The organism is Providencia rettgeri, assembly GCF_001874625.1.
In the GTDB taxonomy this organism is placed as follows: Bacteria; Pseudomonadota; Gammaproteobacteria; order Enterobacterales; family Enterobacteriaceae; genus Providencia; species Providencia huashanensis.
Window position 1 is genome coordinate 958,798 of sequence record NZ_CP017671.1, and the last position, 19,041, is coordinate 977,838.

10 protein-coding genes and 1 pseudogene are annotated in these 19,041 nt (G+C 43.2%); 7 read left to right on the plus strand and 4 right to left on the minus strand.

All coding sequences use genetic code 11. The features are described from left to right. The first annotated feature begins 6 nt into the window (after positions 1–6). Together RB151_RS04085 and RB151_RS04090 are read left to right on the plus strand one after the other, a co-directional pair. On the plus strand, positions 7–11,766 hold the full coding sequence (locus RB151_RS04085) for a hemagglutinin repeat-containing protein (RefSeq protein ID WP_071547731.1): 11,760 nt from the start codon (positions 7–9) through the stop codon (positions 11,764–11,766). 6 nt (positions 11,767–11,772) lie between these two features. Beyond that, complete coding sequence (locus RB151_RS04090; protein ID WP_042848802.1) at positions 11,773–12,078, plus strand: hypothetical protein; 306 nt, start codon at positions 11,773–11,775, stop codon at positions 12,076–12,078. A gap of 40 nt (positions 12,079–12,118) precedes the next feature. Here the strand turns inward: RB151_RS04090 and RB151_RS04095 are convergent, their stop codons facing one another. Continuing rightward, a complete protein-coding gene (locus tag RB151_RS04095; RefSeq protein WP_080750944.1) occupies positions 12,119–12,406 on the minus strand; it encodes a SymE family type I addiction module toxin in 288 nt (95 codons plus the stop codon). An 80-nt stretch (positions 12,407–12,486) separates the two neighbouring features. Here RB151_RS04095 and RB151_RS04100 point away from each other — a divergent pair, with 80 nt between their 5' ends. Continuing rightward, positions 12,487–14,025: a VENN motif pre-toxin domain-containing protein gene (locus tag RB151_RS04100; RefSeq protein ID WP_071547732.1), complete on the plus strand. Its 1,539-nt coding sequence runs from the start codon at positions 12,487–12,489 to the stop codon at positions 14,023–14,025. 238 nt (positions 14,026–14,263) lie between these two features. On the opposite strand, the gene RB151_RS04110 is transcribed toward RB151_RS04100, so the two are convergent. Continuing rightward, on the minus strand, positions 14,264–14,422 hold the full coding sequence (locus RB151_RS04110; protein WP_071547734.1) for a SymE family type I addiction module toxin: 159 nt from the start codon (positions 14,420–14,422) through the stop codon (positions 14,264–14,266). Between the two features lie 214 nt (positions 14,423–14,636). On the opposite strand from RB151_RS04110, the gene RB151_RS04115 reads away from it, so the two are divergent. After that, on the plus strand, positions 14,637–14,885 hold the full coding sequence (locus RB151_RS04115) for a hypothetical protein (RefSeq protein ID WP_145927296.1): 249 nt from the start codon (positions 14,637–14,639) through the stop codon (positions 14,883–14,885). Here RB151_RS04115 and RB151_RS04120 read toward each other — a convergent pair. Next, positions 14,882–15,070: pseudogene (locus RB151_RS04120) on the minus strand (helix-turn-helix domain-containing protein); the annotation flags it as partial. The gene RB151_RS04115 and the pseudogene RB151_RS04120 overlap by 4 nt on opposite strands. A 41-nt stretch (positions 15,071–15,111) precedes the next feature. Between RB151_RS04120 and RB151_RS22870 the strand changes: the two are divergent. Next, positions 15,112–16,593: a VENN motif pre-toxin domain-containing protein gene (locus RB151_RS22870; RefSeq protein ID WP_081363931.1), complete on the plus strand. Its 1,482-nt coding sequence runs from the start codon at positions 15,112–15,114 to the stop codon at positions 16,591–16,593. 9 nt (positions 16,594–16,602) lie between these two features. Then, positions 16,603–17,025 (plus strand): hypothetical protein, encoded by a 423-nt coding sequence (locus RB151_RS24115; protein ID WP_048609034.1) that lies wholly within the window; start codon positions 16,603–16,605, stop codon positions 17,023–17,025. A 32-nt stretch (positions 17,026–17,057) separates the two neighbouring features. On the opposite strand, the gene RB151_RS04140 is transcribed toward RB151_RS24115, so the two are convergent. Further along, positions 17,058–17,234: a SymE family type I addiction module toxin gene (locus RB151_RS04140; protein WP_071547737.1), complete on the minus strand. Its 177-nt coding sequence runs from the start codon at positions 17,232–17,234 to the stop codon at positions 17,058–17,060. Between the two features lie 511 nt (positions 17,235–17,745). On the opposite strand from RB151_RS04140, the gene RB151_RS04145 reads away from it, so the two are divergent. Continuing rightward, entirely contained in the window at positions 17,746–18,621 is an 876-nt protein-coding gene (locus tag RB151_RS04145; RefSeq protein WP_071547738.1) for a hypothetical protein, read from the plus strand. The last annotated feature ends 420 nt before the right edge of the window (positions 18,622–19,041 follow it).

The following is a 19,041-nucleotide window of genomic DNA, read 5'->3' on the forward strand; positions in this document are numbered from 1 at the left end:
CTCAGGATGAACAAGTTATTTTATCGCTTAATTTTTAATACTGCCCGCCAAATGGTGATGGTGGTGGCGGATATTACGCGCAGTCATCGTGCGGGCCCTGCCTGTTCAAGTGAAAACCGTGTTGAGAAAACCGCAAATAACCGCGTACGTTGGTCAATCAAGCCGATTGTCACTTCCCTATGGCTAACATTGGGAATGGTGAGCTTTAGCGCTTCTTCGTCAACGATTGTTGCGGATGGTAAAGCGCCGGGTAACCAGCAACCGACTGTCGTGAATACACAAAATGGTTTGCCACAAGTTAACATTCAAGCGCCAAATCGCGATGGTGTATCTCGTAACCAATACAGCCAATTCGATGTTGATCATAAAGGGGCGATCCTCAACAACAGTAGTACCAACGTCAATACGCAACTCGGTGGCATGATCCAAGGCAATGATTGGCTCGCCAAAGGGGAAGCTAAGATCATCCTTAATGAGGTGAATAGCCGCGACCCTAGCCAGCTCAATGGCTTTATTGAAGTTGCAGGGAAAAAAGCCGATGTGATCATCGCCAACCCAGCAGGGATCACCTGTAATGGTTGTGGTTTTATTAATGCGGACAAGGCGTTACTTTCTGCCGGTAAAACATTGATTGAAAATGGCAAAATTAAGGGCTTTGACGTTGATAAAGGCAGTATCAATATTGTCGGTAAAGGCTATAACGGCAATGGGACTAACTACACAGCGTTGATCGCTCGCTCAGTGAATATTAATGCCAAATTACATGCGAAAGATTTAGCGATTACGACAGGAAAAAATACTGTTGCGGCGGATGGGAAAACCATTCTTAAAACGGATAACTCCTCTACTGATGATAAGCCTGAATTTGCTCTAGATGTGGCTGCATTAGGGGGGATGTATGCCAATACCATCAAAATGCGTGGTACAGAACATGGTGTTGGGGTACGAAATGCAGGGCATATTGGTGCAGAAGCCGGGGATATTACACTTTCTGCTGATGGTAAAGTGGGTAACTCTGGGGTGATCACCGCCAGTCACAATATTGCAATAAATAGCCAGAAAGCTATCAATAACACAGGCACCGTACTGGCGCAAAATGATATCCAACTTAAGGCGAAACAGGTAATAACCAACACCGATAAAGGCCAAATCGTCGCAGGGCGCGATGCAACGCTAAGTGCTGAGCAAATCAATAGTGACCGTACCGCATTATTAGCCGCGGGGGTCGATAGTAAAGGTAAGCTTACATCAGCGGGTTCATTAACGGTTAAAGGCGAGAAAGAAATAGCATTACAAGGGGATATTGTTGCTAAAGACTCATTAACAGTAACAGGCAGCGGGGTAGATCTATCCCATTCCAATACCCAAGCCAAAAATATCGCGCTGACGTCTACCGCAACGGATATTCGCACCCAAGAAGCGCATTTACTGGCAACGAACAACGCGACATTGACTGCTAAACGCGGCATTGATAACCAAAAAGGGGAGATTGTTGCTCATCAACTCACCTTATCTGCTCCCGAGTTTATCGACAACCAACAGGGTAAGCTCGTTCAAAAAGGAAATTCAAAAAATACCTTACACACTAAGGTATTAGGTAATCAACAAGGTGAGGTCAATCTAGCGGGAGAGACTTCCGTTATCACGCAACAGCTGAATAACCAATCGGGTCAGTTATTAAGCCGTGATGGCAAAATGGATATTCAAAGCCAAAGCCTGAACAACCAGCAAGGCACGTTGTTAGCCTCTGGTAAGCAAGGGCTAACTATCAAAGCGGATTCACTAGATGGGCAAAAAGGGGAGATCCTCACCAATGGTGCATTGAATTTAACCGCACAATCAGTGAATTTAAATAACGCCACCACCCAAGCAGAGCAAATCACGTTACAAGCGAATACATTATCTCACCGTCAAGGCAATATGTTGCAGACGGGGAGTAAAGCCATGGGGCTTAATGTGACTAATGAGCTTGATAATTACCAAGGAAGTATCACATCCAAAGGTGATTTACGCTTACAGGCAGAAAAAGTCGACAATACAGACGGTAAATTGAACCATCGCTTAGATGTTACGTCTGCAAAGGTGTTTGATAACACCCGTGGTGTTGTCCAAACCGATAAGTATTTGATGATCAAAGCGGATAAACTGATTAACCAACAAGGTAAAATCAGCAGTTTATCGGGTGCAGCTTTATTGACAGCAAATAGTTTAGACGGTGCACAAGGCACTATTTTTGCGAAAAACACATTAGGCATCGAAAGCGCTGATATCAACTTAAACCAAGGTTTAACCCAAGCGGATCAAATTTCTATTTTAGCCAATAACTTCATCCATCAGAGCGCAACCTTATTGCAAACAGGGGAAGGAAAAACCAAGCTGCATATTCAAAATCAATTTGATAACCAGAAAGGGGAAATCTCCAGTAATGGTCAAGTTGATATTGTGGCAAACGAGTTGAATAACCAAGAGGGGAAAATCATTGCCGCCAAACAGGGGCAATTGACACTGAGTATTCAACAGGCGCTGAATAATACGCAAGGAATATTATTAGGTAATCAGGGGGTTCAGCTCGCAGTAGAGCATTTAATTAACCAATCGGGCAAAGTTATTGCCAGTTTTGGTGATAATCATCTGGCGTTAAAACAACTGGATGGTGAGAAAGGGGAAATCCTTTCGAAAGGTAAACTCGCCTTAACAGGGGATAACCTGAACCTCAATGATGCAGTGACACAAGCCGATAATATCCAAATTGATGGGCAAAGCCTTTCCCATCAACGTGGCCAAATGCTACAAACAGGTAGTGAAAAAGGGGAAATTAAACTAGCTCAACACCTTGATAACCAATCAGGAAATATTAGTAGCCAAGGCACATTAAGCTTGGATGTGGCTAAGCTTTCTAACCAGCAAGGTGTGGTAGTGGCATCAAAAGTAGGGGCTTTGATCTTAAATGCAAAGCAGGGCATAGATAACACCCAAGGGACATTGTTTGCCGAGCAAAATTTTATGCTCAACACGCTCTCGTTCACGAATACCGATGGGAAAGTGATTAGTAAACAAGGCAATATGTCGGTTTCGACTGAAAACCTGCAAGGCCAACGTGGGGAGATGGTTGCACAAGGTGACTTATCACTTAATGGTAAAGACATTGACCTAAGTGCAGCGACTACGCAAGCACAACACATCCAATTGACAGCGAATAATTTAACGCATCAACAAGGGACGATGACCCAACTGGGTGAGCAGCAAGGTACTATTAACCTATCCCAACATCTTGATAATAACACAGGGGATATCAGTGGTAATGGTTCTTGGCTGATCAAAGCCAATACCCTTGATAATCAACAAGGTCACATATTCAGCGCAAAAATGGGTAAGTTAGACTTACAAATTCAGCATGCTCTGGATAACACAGGTGGAACGCTAACAGGCCGCCAAGGCGTGTTTATGGAAGCCCAATCGTTGATCAACCGTACGGGAAAAGTGATCGCCAGTATGGGGAATGTGACATTAAACAGCCAGTCACTGGATGGCGATAAAGGCGAAATACTGGCCGCAAATACGTTGAATATTCAAACGGGTGCTGTTTCACTGAATCAGGCTATCACTCAGGCCGAACAAATCTTAATAACGGCAAATACCCTTGACCACCAAGGTGGGAAATTATTGCAAACTGGCGATACAGCAGGGGAAATTACGTTACAAGGTTATTTGAACAATCAAGCGGGTGAAATAGGGAGTAACGGTAATTTTACTCTACAAGCTGATTCTTTGAATAACAACGATGGGCAAATTATTACCGCGAAGAACGGTGAGCTCACTATTAATTTGCTGAGTGAGTTATTGAACCAACATGGGGCTATTGTTGGTGAAAATAACCTGAATATTAGCGCAGATAGCGTTGATAACCGAGAAGGTAAACTGGTTGCTCGTCATGGTAATGCAAAACTGAACATTACTAATAATATCAATAACCAAGCTGGGTTAATTGCCGCAGAACGCCTTTTACAGATGCGCAATCAGGCGCTGCAAAACCAGTTGGGCTACTTACAAGCCAATGCTATCAATATTAATACCCATAACCAGCGGTTTGATAATACACAGGGCTCACTGTTAGCTCAGCAAACACTAGTATTAAATAGCGGCCAACTAGACAACCAGCAAGGCTCAATTCAATCAGGCAGTGAGATGCTGATTGATACCCATGGTGAGCAACTGATTAATACCCAAAGCGGTGATGACAAAGGGATTTATGCGCAAGGGGGTTTAACCCTAACTACCGGTAAGCTCAATAATGAGCAGGGCCGTATTGTGGCAAAAAATGCACTGACATTGAACAGCCAAGGGGTTAATAACCAGCAAGGTTTGGTGGGAAGTCAGTCCGAGCTGACAATGAATATCCAACAATTGGATAACAGCGAAGGGGTGATCAAAGGGCAATCCATTAATATTGATACCCAAGGACAGCGTTTAACTAACCTAGCTAAAACAGATGAACAGGGGATTTTTGCTAGCCAAAATTTAGCATTAACCATTGGAGAGTTAATTAACCGCCAAGGGAAAATTCAAGCTAGTCAAATTTCACTCAATAGCCAGAAAAAGCGTGTTGATAATAGCGAAGGTGAAATTCTTGCCGCCAATGATTTAACGGCGAATACGGGAGCGCTGGATAATCAACAAGGCCGACTGCAAGCAGGCCATCAGCTGACTCTGAATTCCCATGGTGAAGTGGTGAATAATAGCCACACGCAAAAAAATGGTGGCATATTAAGTGGTGGAGGCTTATCCATTGACAGTGGCAAGCTCCTTAACCAGCAAGGACAAATTCAAAGTTCGGAAGCGGCATCGCTCACCACCACAGGTATTGAAAACCAGAATGGCCAAATTTTTGCGGGTCAGTCAATGGATATCAATACCCAGCAACAGGTGCTATTAAACCAACAGGGCACATTAGCGAGTAATGGCAAGCTCGAACTGAATACAGGGGATTTAACTAATACCCAAGGTACTGTTCAAGGAAAACTTGGACTTACCGTGAATGCTGAGCAGATTGATAATCAAAAAGGGTTATTACTGAGCCAATCGGCGTTAAACGTGACAGGAAAGAACCTTGATAATACTCAAGGGGTTGTTCAGTCACAGGGAAATGCAACGCTGGATATTCATCAACGGATTGAAAACCAGCAAGGGCAGCTTTTGTCTGGTCAAAACTTGAACGTGAATACGCAACAGCTCAATAATGCGAGTGGTGTTATTCAAGGCCTCAATAATGTTGAATTGGCAGTAAAACAGCAAATTGAAAACCAACAAGGCTGGATCAAGGCTAATGAAAACCTCGATATTTCAGCTCAATCTATTGATAACAAAAATACAGCTAAAACAGGTAAAGGTTTGGAAGGGCAGAATATCACCCTGAAAACCACGACATTAGATAACCAAAGCGGTGCACTCCGTGCAGGGCAAGCCATTGAAGCGAATGTGGCACAAAGCTTGAATAATATTCAAGGGATGCTCTCAGCGGGAACTCAGTTGAATGTAACTGATAATGCCCAAGGTAAAGCCTTAGTATTATCGAACCAACAAGGGGTGATGGTTAGTAATGGCTCAGCCGCTATTTCTGCGGACCAATTAACGGGCGAAGGCAAGGTGATTGCACAAAAAGCATTATCACTGACACTTAACCAGTTATTTGAAAATACAGGGCGCATTCAAGCTGGCGAGAACTTAACCGCGAATTTTGCACAAGGCTTTACCAATAAAGGGTTATTTTCTAGCCTTGGCGAACTGGCGTTAACCACTACGGCCGTTATCAACCAACTTTCCGGCGAGATCAGTGGGCAAAATACCCGAATTAAAGCCAGCGGTCAGGTGCTTAATACTGGGCTTATAGACGGTGTATTAACTCACATTGTTGCGAATTCTTTAGATAATCTAGGCACAGGGCGTATTTACGGAGATTTCCTAGCAATAGCGATCAATTCCCTCTTGAATGATAAGCAAGGGGATAAAGCGGCCGTTATTGCAGGGCGTAAAGAGGTTAACCTTGCGGTTTCTGAGCTATTAAACCGTGACCATGGTTTGATTTACAGTGACGGTGATTTAGTTATCGGTAAGCAATTAAATGACCAACTACAAGCCACTGGTCATGCCAAAAGTGTGAAAAACCACAGTGCAAATATTGAAGCGTCAGGCAACCTCACACTGAAAACTGATTTACTTGAAAACAAAGATATCCATTTGCAACTGACTGACGATGCAGTGGAGGTCAGTCGTGAGCACTTTGATTGGTATGATGCGGGTAATGGTAACCGTTATAAGTTGCAACCAAGAAATGGTAATCAAACTCGTTATGCGATTAATGAAGATGGCACGCTCAATAAAGAAGTGGGTATTCATTATGAAAAATCCAATCGCTGGCGGATGTTTGAATACGGAAACTGGACAAAATATTTTTATGAATATGATTACGACCGTATTATTTATGAAACACAAGTTATCAAACGCGATGCAGCACTGATCACCAGTGGTAAGCATTTGACGATTGATGGGCAGCAACTGAACAATGAAAATTCACGTGTTGTGGCAGGGCAAAACCTGATCTTAACAGGCTATGAACTAAACAACGAAGAAGCGCAAGGTGTTCGTCGTATTTTTGAGGATGGAAACACGATTTATCGCTATAAAGGCGGTAAAAAATGGAAAACGCGTACTAGCACGTCAAAATACCAAGGGGTTAATAGCGAAGAAGATTTAGCATTACATTTATTAGAAGTCACCGAAAATGCGGGTGGTATCAATAAAACTCAGCTCGATTCAGTGAAAGTGAATAAACTTGACGGGCAAGCGGAGGGGGTTTCTGCTGCAAGCCTACAAGATAACCAAGGTTCAGCTATCACTGAACAAACGCTAAAAGAGGGTAAAAATACGCCATTAGACTTGTTACCAGGTCAACAAATGGAAGTGACGCAATTACCGTCGATTTCAGCCGAAGTGGATGTCAAAGATGACAAATCAGTTGACTCATCATTGCAAGTCGAAAATGCCAATGTGGGTAACGGCACTGACATTCAAGGGCAAAATGACGCTGGTAAAGGGGAGAACATCACAGCAGAGACTGGCTCTCAAGGTAAAGATAACCTCGATACAGTGATCAGAACCGTTGGACCAAATACCCAATTACCCGACAACAGTCTATTTAATCTAACACCTAACAGTGATAGCCAATTCCTGATTGAAACAGACCCACGCTTCACTAACTATAAAAAATGGTTGTCGAGTATTGATATTGTCACGAATGAACAACTGCATAAGCGGTTAGGTGATGGTTACTATGAGCAGCGTTTAGTGCGTGACCAACTGATTGAAACTACTGGGCAGCGTTTACTGGGTAACTACAGTAGTGACGAGGAACAGTATCGTGCACTGTTAACCAATGGTGTGGCATTCGGTAACCAATTTAACCTGACACCGGGTATCGCCTTAACGCCAGAACAGATGGCGAATTTAACCACAGATATTGTGTGGATGGTGAATAAGGAAGTCACGTTGCCGGATGGACGTGTTGAACTAGTGAGTGTCCCGCAGGTGTACGTTCGTGCTCGCCAAGGGGATCTAAACGGCAATGGAGCATTACTGGCGGGGCGCAATGTTTCTGTGAATATGACTGGCAATATCCTTAATAGCGGCGAAATTAGTAGCCGTGAATTGACGGACTTACGTGCTGAAAATATCGAAAATAGCGGCCGCATCCAAGGCAAAGACATACAGCTTGATGCCCTAAAAGATATTAAAAATGTTGGTGGGGAAATCCGTGGTTTAGACAATGTTTCGTTATCAGCGGGGCGCGATATTCTCAGTGAAACGGCGCAGCGTGGGGATGGCAAATCACAATGGCTCGATCGTCCTGCCAGTATCTATGTCACGGGTGATAATGGTCAGCTTACCTTAAAAGCGGTGCAAGATATAAACCTAATCGCGACAGATATCGGCAACTTAGGGGTTGATGGCAAAACATCGATAATTGCAGGGCGTGATATTAGTTTAGAAACTCGCGATGTTAGCTCGGCATTTGATTACACCCATAATTCAAGCAATTACTATCGTGGCGCTAACAGCACAGAGGTTGGCACACAAATCCAAACTCAAGGGGATTTAACCTTATCTGCGGGGCAAGACCTGTCTGCCCGTGCAGCAAACGTGAGTAGCGGTGGGGAGTTAGCGATCAATATTGGGCGTGACATAAATATTACTTCCGGTATTGAAACAAGTGATTATGCGAAACACACCAAACACAAGGATAAAGGCTTCTTATCAAGTACCACCAAAGAAACCCATGATGAGGTGAATGAGCGCACAGCCATCAGTAGTACATTCAGTGGCGATAGTGTGAAAATGACGGCAGGGAATGACGTGAATATCGAGGGGAGTAATATACTCGGAACTAACGATGTTACCGTCAATGCTGGCAATCAATTGAATGTAACCACTTCTGACGAAGCACTGCATGAAACTCATGTGTCGAAAACCAAAAAATCAGGGTTAATGAGCAGTGGCGGTTTAGGTTTCACGGTTGGTTCAACTTCACAAAAAGTGACTACCGAAACCGATAGCAACCAGAAAAAAGGCAGTGTGATTGGCAGTACGGCGGGAGATGTAAACTTAACCGCTGGTGGCAGTGCAAATATTCACGGCAGTGATGTGATTGCGGCGAAAGATATCAATGTAACGGGCAGTGATGTGAGTATCACCGCGGCTGAAAATAGCCGTACGGATATCACCACGGTGGAAAGTAAATCCAGTGGGTTGACGGTATCGTTAGGCGGTACAACGGGTAGCCTGTTAGATGGTATGGCGCAGACTGCAAAATCAGCGAAACAAGAAGATGATGGTCAGTTAGCTGCACTTAAAGGAATGAAAGCGGGCTTACAGGGTGTACAAGCTCAGCAAGCCGGTGAGTTGGCTGGACTGAAAGAAGGTGGTAGTGTGGCAGATGCCTTTGGCGTCAATGTGTCTTATGGCAGTAGTTCTTCAAAAACCACCACGAAAACACAGCAAAATACCGCATCAGGTAGCAGCTTAAGTGCTGGGGACAATGTCAACCTTACAGCCACAGGTAAAAAAGAGGGTAGCCAAGGCAACCTGACGGTACAAGGCAGCCAAGTGGATGCAGGTAAAAACATAACCTTAACTGCGAAAAATGATATTAACCTGACCAGTGCCACCAACACTCAAACCGTGAATGGTAAGAACGAAAGTAAAGGCAGTTCAATCGGTGCAGGTATTAGTACGGGCGGTTGGAATGTTAATGCGAGCGTGAATAAAGGCAATGGTTTTGAGAAAGGCAATAGCCAGTTCTATACCGATACAGAGGTTAATGCGGGTAAACAACTGACGCTGAACAGTGGCAAAGACACCACGCTAACCGGTGCGCAAGTGAGCGGTGAAAGCGTTAAAGCCAATGTGGGTGGGGATTTGACCCTATCTAGCCAACAAGCGACGGACAAATATGACTCGAAGCAACAAAGTGGCAGTGTATCTGGCAGTATTGGGTCAAGGTTGAATACCACAGCTTCCGTGAATGCCAATAAAACCGAAATGCACAGCGATTATCAATCGGTAGATAAGCAAACGGGTATCAATGCAGGCAAAGGCGGTTTTGATATTACGGTGGGTGAGCATACACAACTTGATGGTGCGGTCATAAGCAGTACGGCAGAGGCGGATAAAAACACATTGGATACAGGTACTCTGGGCTTTGGTGATATTAAAAACAAAGCGGAGTACAAGGTGGATAGCCAAAGTGGTGGTTTCAGTACAGGAGGCACACCATTTGAAGACCAGTTAATGGGGAATGCAGCGGGTTCACTGCTGACCAATGTGAATAACAAAGGGAAAGACAGCAATACCACGCATGCTGCGGTATCGGAGGGTAACATTGTTATTCGCGATAAAGACAATCAGAAACAAGATGTCAGCGAATTAAGCCGAGATACAGACAATGCTCATGAAAAACTCAATACGATTTTTGATAAAGAGAAAGAGCAAAAGCGGATAGAGAAAACGCAGTTAGTGGGCGAGTTAGGTAAGCAGATTACTGATATAGCGGTGACGAATGAAAGGATAGAAGCCACTAAGAACGAAAGGAAAAACTTTGATAAAACGCCAATGACAGACGATGAGCGTAAGAAAGCCATTGCTTCTATCAAAGATCCGAACTTAAAAGGGGATGAAACGGCCATTCGGAACGCGGTATTAAATGACCGTATAGAGAAAGCGGTTCAAGGGTCAGAATGGGGCGTTGGTGGTGATAATCGCCGTATCGTGGAGTCAGGGACGGCGTTAATCCAAGGCTTGGTGAGCGGTGATGTGAATAAAGCGGTGGCGAATGCGAGTGCACCGTATATTGCCAATCAGATAGCCAAGAATATTGGAGAGGAAAATAAAGCAGGGCGTTTAGCGGCCCATGGTATTGCGAATGTTGCATTAGCGCTGGCAAAAGGTGAAAATGCAGGGGCACAATCGCTGGGAGCCATGACGGGTGAAGCGATGGGGATGCTGTCGGTAGAACTGTACGGTAAAACGGTCGGTGAGCTGACGGAAGATGAAAAAGCGACGGTGAGTGCGTTTGCGAGTTTGGCAGCGGGGATAGCCGGCGGATTAGTGGGTGGCGATACATCGAGCGCAGGCAATGCCGCCGAGGCAGGGAAGACCACGATTGAGAATAATTTTTTATCGGCCACAAAAAATGAAAAGCTGATAAAAGCTCTTGATGATCAAAAGGAAGGTAAAAACCTATTACAAGCCTCCCAAAACATTGTCTATCTCACCAATGAAGATAAAGCGAGCAATGTGTTACTTGAGCAATATCGCAATGGCCAATTAAATGAAAGCCAACAACAAGACTTAGCAAATCAACTCAATCAGTACGGCTATGAGCTGCAAACGGTGTATGGATTTAGTGAAACAGAGGCAAAGGCAGCTATTCAGAATCTTGTTAATGGTGGTGCATTTGTTGCCGCTTATGCAGATGCGAAAGCGTATAACGAGGCGCTTAGTTACTTAAAAATGTATGGCGTTCAATCGGGACAAGCTGCGGTTGGTGCTGATGCGTTGGTTGCATTACCTGGTGTGCATGGCTCAATTATTCGGGGTACACTCATTGCGGGAGGCTCTTACCAAACAGGAACAGGGATAGGTCAAGTTATTGAGGGTAATTATACAGAAGGTGGAATTAATATTGGCCTTGGCTCTTTAGCTGTATTTGGTGGTATTGCAGGCAATAAAGTGGTTGAAAAACCGACAGGTGGGATAGTTTCTCCAGAAACAAATGTTTGGCAAACAGGGACGATAGGAAACTCCATCCCGAAATCAGAAGGTTCATTAACTGGGCATGTCACTAAAACAACGCCTCAAATGACAAAAGAAAATATCCGCTCACTCAATCGAGAAAATGAAAGTGCACAGATATTATCGAAGTCAGGCTTCCATGTAGAACAAAACCCTATTGTTGCCGGTAAAAAAGACCCTGATTACAGGATCAATGGCGAAATCTTTGATAACTATGCACCTAAATCAGGAAGCGTTCGAAATATACATAGTGAAGTAAAACGTAAAGTTACTAGTGGGCAAACAACTAATGTTGTCATAAATATGTCGGATACAACTGTCTCAGTTCCAGCAATACAGCAACAGCTAACTAAGTGGCCAATAGTAGGGCTAGATAAAGTTATTGTTGTTGATAAATCAGGTAATGCGATAAGGATTAAATGATAAATTATGTCAATAGGAATTACTTGCTTTACAACTAGTAGCATTAAAGAACTTCAGGATAAATTAGATTTATTTTATAAGAAATATTCTGATGTATTCCCCAAACGATATTATTTATCTAAAGCGGCTTTACCTGATGAGATAGATATAGAGATAGCTAATGAATTTGGTTTAACTCCTAGGTCATATTTTTATATGTCTGTTAATGACAAAACATTAGTTATATCTACAGATGATATTGCTGAATTAGTAAAGAAAGAGCTAGGAAAGGAGAATGTAGTAGTGCTTCTTAACGGCGAAGACCTGATATAAATAAGATCCCTGTTCTATACAGGGATCTTCCTTAAAAGTCTTACTCGCTCTCTGCCAGCCGGATGATCAACTGTCCGGCTTGGCGTGTGAGGGTAAAGTGACTGCCCACCGTAAACCCTAACTCCGTCAGCCACTTACCACTGATTATCAGCTGTGGGCTGGGGTTCGGGCGTTGTCGGTTGGGCAAGTAACCCACTGTATACTGTCTTGATTTTACAGCCTGTTCTTTAGCTGTCTGGGTTTTTACTTTACAATCGTCTCTAGCAATTGTGATTACTCCCCCGTCACGCCAATCATCTCTCGCCAAATCTAAAAAATAACCAATCATATCTTGTCCTTTGGGCTTTGAGCTATTTACATGATTTTTGAGTCCATTGTGTAAAACATGAGAGCAAAGGGCGCTTTAAAGTGGTGGGGTCACTGCTGACCAATGTGAATAACAAAGGGAAAGACAGCAATACCACGCATGCTGCGGTATCGGAGGGTAACATTGTTATTCGCGATAAAGACAATCAGAAACAAGATGTCAGCGAATTAAGCCGAGATACAGACAATGCTCATGAAAAACTCAATACGATTTTTGATAAAGAGAAAGAGCAAAAGCGGATAGAGAAAACGCAGTTAGTGGGTGAGTTAGGTAAGCAGATTACTGATATAGCGGTGACGAATGAAAGGATAGAAGCCACTAAGAACGAAAGGAAAAACTTTGATAAAACGCCAATGACAGACGATGAGCGTAAGAAAGCCATTGCTTCTATCAAAGATCCGAACTTAAAAGGGGATGAAACGGCCATTCGGAACGCGGTATTAAATGACCGTATAGAGAAAGCGGTTCAAGGGTCAGAATGGGGCGTTGGTGGTGATAATCGCCGTATCGTGGAGTCAGGGACGGCGTTAATCCAAGGTTTGGTGAGTGGTGATGTGAATAAAGCGGTGGCGAATGCGAGTGCACCGTATATCGCCAATCAGATAGCCAAGAATATTGGAGAGGAAAATAAAGCAGGGCGTTTAGCGGCCCATGGTATTGCGAATGTTGCATTAGCGCTGGCAAAAGGTGAAAATGCAGGGGCACAATCGCTGGGAGCCATGACGGGTGAAGCGATGGGGATGCTGTCGGTAGAACTGTACGGTAAAACGGTCGGTGAGCTGACGGAAGATGAAAAAGCGACGGTGAGTGCGTTTGCGAGTTTGGCAGCGGGGATAGCCGGCGGATTAGTGGGTGGCGATACATCGAGCGCAGGCAATGCCGCCGAGGCAGGGAAGACCACGGTTGAGAATAACACTATGTCTGGCGCTGGGCTCGGTGGAAATCTTGGGTTCTGGCTTGCTGATGTCAAAGATTGCGATCAAAATTGTAAAGCGGAAATTGCTAAAGGTATTAATGACGGTAATTTAGAAACTTCGGGACATGCCGCTGGCGTTGCTGGATTAGGATTATATTCAGGAACAGGGCTTATTGTAGCGGGTATAGGTGGAAGTGCTAATTACCTCATTCAGTTATCTGGAGATAAACCCATTAATTACACTGATGTACTCATTGCTGCTCACGTAGGTGGAATTACTAAAAACTCTAATTTTTATGGTGTAGTAGGGTGGAATGCTTTCGGAGGGGGGCTTTCAAGTGAATTAAAAGGTGAAGATCCATTGCTAGGCGCTGGAACGTCTGGAATTAGTTCAGGAATTGGCTATGGACTAGGCAGTCTCATAAAGTGGAGTGGTAATAAATGGATGTATATGGAAACAAAGGGTTTCGATCCTAAATATAACCCTAGAATACAAGGTGGTGCGAATAAAGGGCAATTAGGGTTATCAAAAGATTTATCACCAGCAGTACTGCCAGGGATCGGAGGGAATGTAGGTTCATCTTTAACGACTGAAATCACTAATAGCCAAGCCCAAGAAGCAATTAAAAAAGAGCAGGAAAATGCCAATGAATCACAGAAATAGTAAAGGATTTTTTCTTCTTTTTTAACTTCAATGTGGGCTATTGTAATTTTTGCTATGGGGGTATTTTCATTTTTCTTTGCTGAAAGTTATACATGGCTATTGATGAATACAGAATTTACATTTTCATTTGAGTATATAAAAAAAGCATGCAAGCTAGCATTGGTATTAAGCCCAATGCTAGGAGTGGTGACCTACTTTATGTATAATAAATAGGATAATAGTTAATGAAGTGGTTTAACTAACTTTCCCCCTCACTCAACCGGATAATCAATTGTCCGGCTTGGCAGGAGAGCGTAACGTTGCTACCCACCGTAAACCCTAACTCACTTAACCACTTACCGCTGAATATCAGTTGTGGGCTGGGGTTGGGTTTACCGCGGTAGGGGGTGTAACCCACTGTATACTGTCTTGATTTTACCGCCTGTCCTTTAGCTGTCGGTGTTTTTTACTTTACACTCGTCTCTAGCCACTGTGACTACTCCCCCGTCACACTAATCATCTCTCGCCAAATCTAAAAAATAACCAATCATATCTTTCCCTTTGGGTTTTTTAGCTATTTACATGATTTTTGAGTCCATCGTGTAAAACATGAGAGCAATGGGCGCTTTAAAGTGATGGGTTCACTGCTGACCAATGTGAATAACAAAGGGAAAGACAGCAATACCAAGCATGCAGCGGTATCGGAGGGTAACATTGTTATTCGCGATAAAGACAATCAGAAACAAGATATCAGCGAATTAAGCCGAGATACAGACAATGCTCATGAAAAACTCAATACGATTTTTGATAAAGAGAAAGAGCAAAAGCGGATAGAGAAAACGCAGTTAGTGGGCGAGTTAACCGCGCTAAAATCCGGTTAATTACTCTTTGTTGTCCACCGTTTAGCATCATGCATATGTAAGATGCTGTTAATCACGGTCTCAATCGCTTCTCTCTCTTTCTCATCCAGCTGTGAAATCGCTTCAAACTGTAGCTTAAGGCGCTCATCAGGGTCACGTTCGTTGGCTTCAAAAAGAAGCATATCAGCACTGACATTCAAGGCTAGAAGCCACTAAGAACGAAAGGAAAAACTTTGATAAAACGCCAATGACAGACGATGAGCGTAAGAAAGCCATTGCTTCTATCAAAGATCCGAACTTAAAAGGGGATGAAACGGCCATTCGGAACGCGGTATTAAATGACCGTATAGAGAAAGCGGTTCAAGGGTCAGAATGGGGCGTTGGTGGTGATAATCGCCGTATCGTGGAGTCAGGGACGGCGTTAATCCAAGGCTTGGTGAGCGGTGATGTGAATAAAGCGGTGGGGAATGCGAGTGCACCGTATATTGCCAATCAGATAGCCAAGAATATTGGAGAGGAAAATAAAGCAGGGCGTTTAGCGGCCCATGGTATTGCGAATGTTGCATTAGCGCTGGCAAAAGGTGAAAATGCAGGGGCACAATCGCTGGGAGCCATGACGGGTGAAGCGATGGGGATGCTGTCGGTAGAACTGTACGGTAAAACGCTCGGTGAGCTGACGGAAGACGAAAAAGCGACAGTGAGCGCCTTTGCGAGTTTGGCAGCGGGAATAGCCGGCGGATTAGTGGGTGGCGATACATCGAGCGCAGGCAATGCCGCCGAGGCAGGGAAGACCACGGTTGAGAATAACTTCTTACATGCTGAAAAAATCATTACTTTTGTTGGTGAATTCGCTAATGCAAAAACACCAGAAGAGAGAAAACAGTTACAACAAGATATTGATAAATTAGACAGGCAACTTCAGTCACAAGCGGAAGCTTGGGGGATATCAACCAATGATATGAAGAGTGCATTAGCTGGCCTAAAAGCATTGGAAGGCTTGCCAGATTGTAATGCACAATGCCAAGAAATGGTAAGAGATTCAATATCTAAACTCGAGCCTGCATTAGAAAATAGGATAAATAAACATTCATCACAAACAGAAAACCTCAAAGAGCTAACAGGGATTTTAGCCACTGTAATTGTGATGAATGAGAATGGATTGATTGATGGTCGAGCCACTACATCGAGCGGTGGGAAAGGAGGAGCTAGCGGTACAGGTTCTTCTAAGATAGATAGTGCAGCGAAAGGGGGCGGGCAAAAAGGGAAAGAAACTAACCCGATAATTAATCAACCCAATATAACAGTAATCTCACCTGAAATAGAAGCCAAGATACTTGTGGGGCAAAGAGTTGGAAACTCAAATAAATTAATTGGCGGACACTCGCCTTCAGTGAGTAATGAAAATCCAAATTATGCTGTGGAAACAATAAAATTGAATCCAGACGGTACAAGAGTTGTGAAATTTACGACTCAGTTCCCAGATGGGAACTTATCAAAAATTAAGACAAGTACACTATTCCCAGAGCATTGGTCAGATAGAAGCATTATTGATTCTGTAAATAAAATTGGTAATTCCACGGCTATTGGGCAAAGAAGCTCAACAGGTGAAACATTACATCGTGGTGTAATTAATGGTGTAGAAATTGATGTGATTAAAAAAGGAAATCAAGTTACAGCTGGGTATCCTGTAGGTGGAAAACCGACTCCTGGCTTTAATCCAATCGATTGAGGCATGTATATGTATAAAGAATTTGATTTATGTATTACTGATTTTAGTAATGATAATGAACCTGGAGATTATTGGTATGATTGCGGTGTTGTTGAATCTGCTGAAATTTTAAGTAAATTCAACGAATCAGATTGGGCATGCCTATTTAATGAGTTATCGAACAAATCTATATTTTGGAAAACTAGATTGGTCGAATCCTTGGGTGATTTAAAAAATAGTCATGAGCTAAATATTATTTTAAAGCTCATTGATACTGAGAATTATGATTTATTTATTAGTTGTATCGACTCGTTAAGATCTATGGATATATGTAGTTTATCTGAGGATGATTTGGGCAAGATTAGTGGTAAAATATACCATCTCAAGTCAAATGCTTCTTTGCCCGTGAAAAGTATTTTAGATAGTTTTTCACATGAATTTAAGAGTAAATAAACCCTGTTTTACACAGGGCCTTCTTAATACTCTCACTCCTCAGCCAGCCGGATAATCAACTGTCCGGCTTGGCGCGTGAGAGTGACGTTGCTTCCAACCGTAAACCCTAACTCACTCAACCACTTACCGCTGAATATCAGTTGTGGGCTGGGGTTGGGTTTACCGCGGTTAGGGGGATAACCCACTGTATACTGTCTGGTTTTTAGCACATCTTCTTTAGCTGTCGGTGTTTTTACACTACAATCGCGCTTAGGCGCACCGCGCCAATCGGTGATGTAGCATACTCAGCAAAACAGGGTGGCTTGGTTCGCCTAATCCGCATTATATCGGCCCCCGCGGCTCGGCCTCGGCGCCCAGTCGCGTCCAGCCCATGCAGCCCCCCAGGGGGCTTCCCGAGTCAGGCATGGTCATGCAAAACCTCGGTTAACCAGGAAGAATGGCGCTTCAACGTGCCGCGCGCGTCACGGGTGGGCTCTATGCCGCCCACACCCGCAGAACGGCGTTGTGCCCGCCAACAAGTTGGCAGTCACGCCGCCGTTGCGCTAAACTGCGTCTTAGGTAAAAAGTGATGACAGAGGCCAAAAACGCACGTCGGGGCGATCAACTCCAAACGTGAAAATGCACTGGGAAAATCGGCTTGTAACTGACTGAATGCACTAGGGAAAGGTGGTTTTATCTGGCTAAGTCGCAATGGAATGAGTTGTTGTTGAGAATAACTATTTGAGTGCTAAACAAATCACATCGTGGATTGATAAGTATGATAGTGCAGCCACAGATGAGGACAAAAAGAAATTAATTGCTATTGCTGAAAACTTGGATAAAGAACAGCTACAGAAAGCATTGGATACAAAAATTTCTAAAGATTATTTAGAGCAACAAAAAGATGAGCTCAGAGCATTGTTAAATTCAGGTAACTGTAATTCGGATTGTCGCTACATAGCACAAACGAGTATCAATCAGTTGACACCAATCATCGATAACTATGGTGACTTAGAAAGAACAAATAAAATTCCTAGGGCTGCAATAGCAACAATTACTTTGGCTTTGCCAATGGCAAGCAAAACTGTTAGCCCTTATGTATCTAGTTGGTTAGGTAGCACATCTTTAGCTAACCGCGTGATAGGGGTAACAACCACAGGTACGGCAAACTTAGGAATGCAGGGATATAATATTTATAAAGATCCTGAAAAGACTGATTTTAGTTACGCAAATTTCGGAAGTTCATTATTAACAGGAGGGATTACACTAGGAATGGGATATTGGGGAACCGTCACAACCAATACAACAGGAGCTGGAGTCTCAAGTTTAATTGATGGTGAATCTCCTTGGCCTTCAATGGGCGGGGCACTTGTAGGATCGACTGTTGGGTATTGGGGAACAGTGGGAATAACTAAGACTGCAAATAGCCAATTCAATCCTTGGTCTAATGGACTTAAAGAAAAATATTTAGTTGAAATGCCATCAATATCAGCCCCACCAACTGTATCAGTAGTACCAAGTATTATTGGAAGTGGCGCTGGCGCTTTGGGGGCTGAAGGGACGAATAAAATAGTTACCGATAAAATAAAAAAATTGAATGACGAGGAACAAAAATGAAATTTTTTAAATATTTCATTCTACTTTCAGTTGCATTCTCTTTTATGGTTTTTTTTATTCTTTTAATAATAAAAACACTAGTAGAATTAATATACTATTACTCAATGGAAAATAGTCTTTTTTCTATTACTAAAGAAAATATTATAGATTATATGTGCTTGGGAATAGGATTTGGTTTTTTCTTTAGTATAGTAGCTTGCTTAGTCAGTTATTTTGAATATAAAAGACGCTAATATTTCTACAAAGAAAAAACTAGCGCCATACTGGGATCTCCTTTGCTACCTTATTCCCCCTTGGCCAGCCGGATAGTGTCTGGTTTTAATTCTGCTTTATCTCTTTCTGAGCTCAAAAATGCACGTCGGGGATCTTGAGTCCAAACGTGAAAATGCACTGGAAAAACTGGGTTGTAACTGACTGAAT

Excerpts from the sequence above, each read along its gene's own strand:
- RB151_RS04085 (WP_071547731.1), top strand. The coding sequence starts at position 7 with ATGAACAAGTTATTTTATCGCTTAATTTTTAATACTGCCCGCCAAATG.
- RB151_RS04090 (WP_042848802.1), top strand. The coding sequence starts at position 11,773 with ATGTCAATAGGAATTACTTGCTTTACAACTAGTAGCATTAAAGAACTT.
- RB151_RS04095 (WP_080750944.1), bottom strand. The coding sequence starts at position 12,406 with ATGATTGGTTATTTTTTAGATTTGGCGAGAGATGATTGGCGTGACGGG.
- RB151_RS22870 (WP_081363931.1), top strand. The coding sequence starts at position 15,112 with ATGACAGACGATGAGCGTAAGAAAGCCATTGCTTCTATCAAAGATCCG.
- RB151_RS24115 (WP_048609034.1), top strand. The coding sequence starts at position 16,603 with ATGTATAAAGAATTTGATTTATGTATTACTGATTTTAGTAATGATAAT.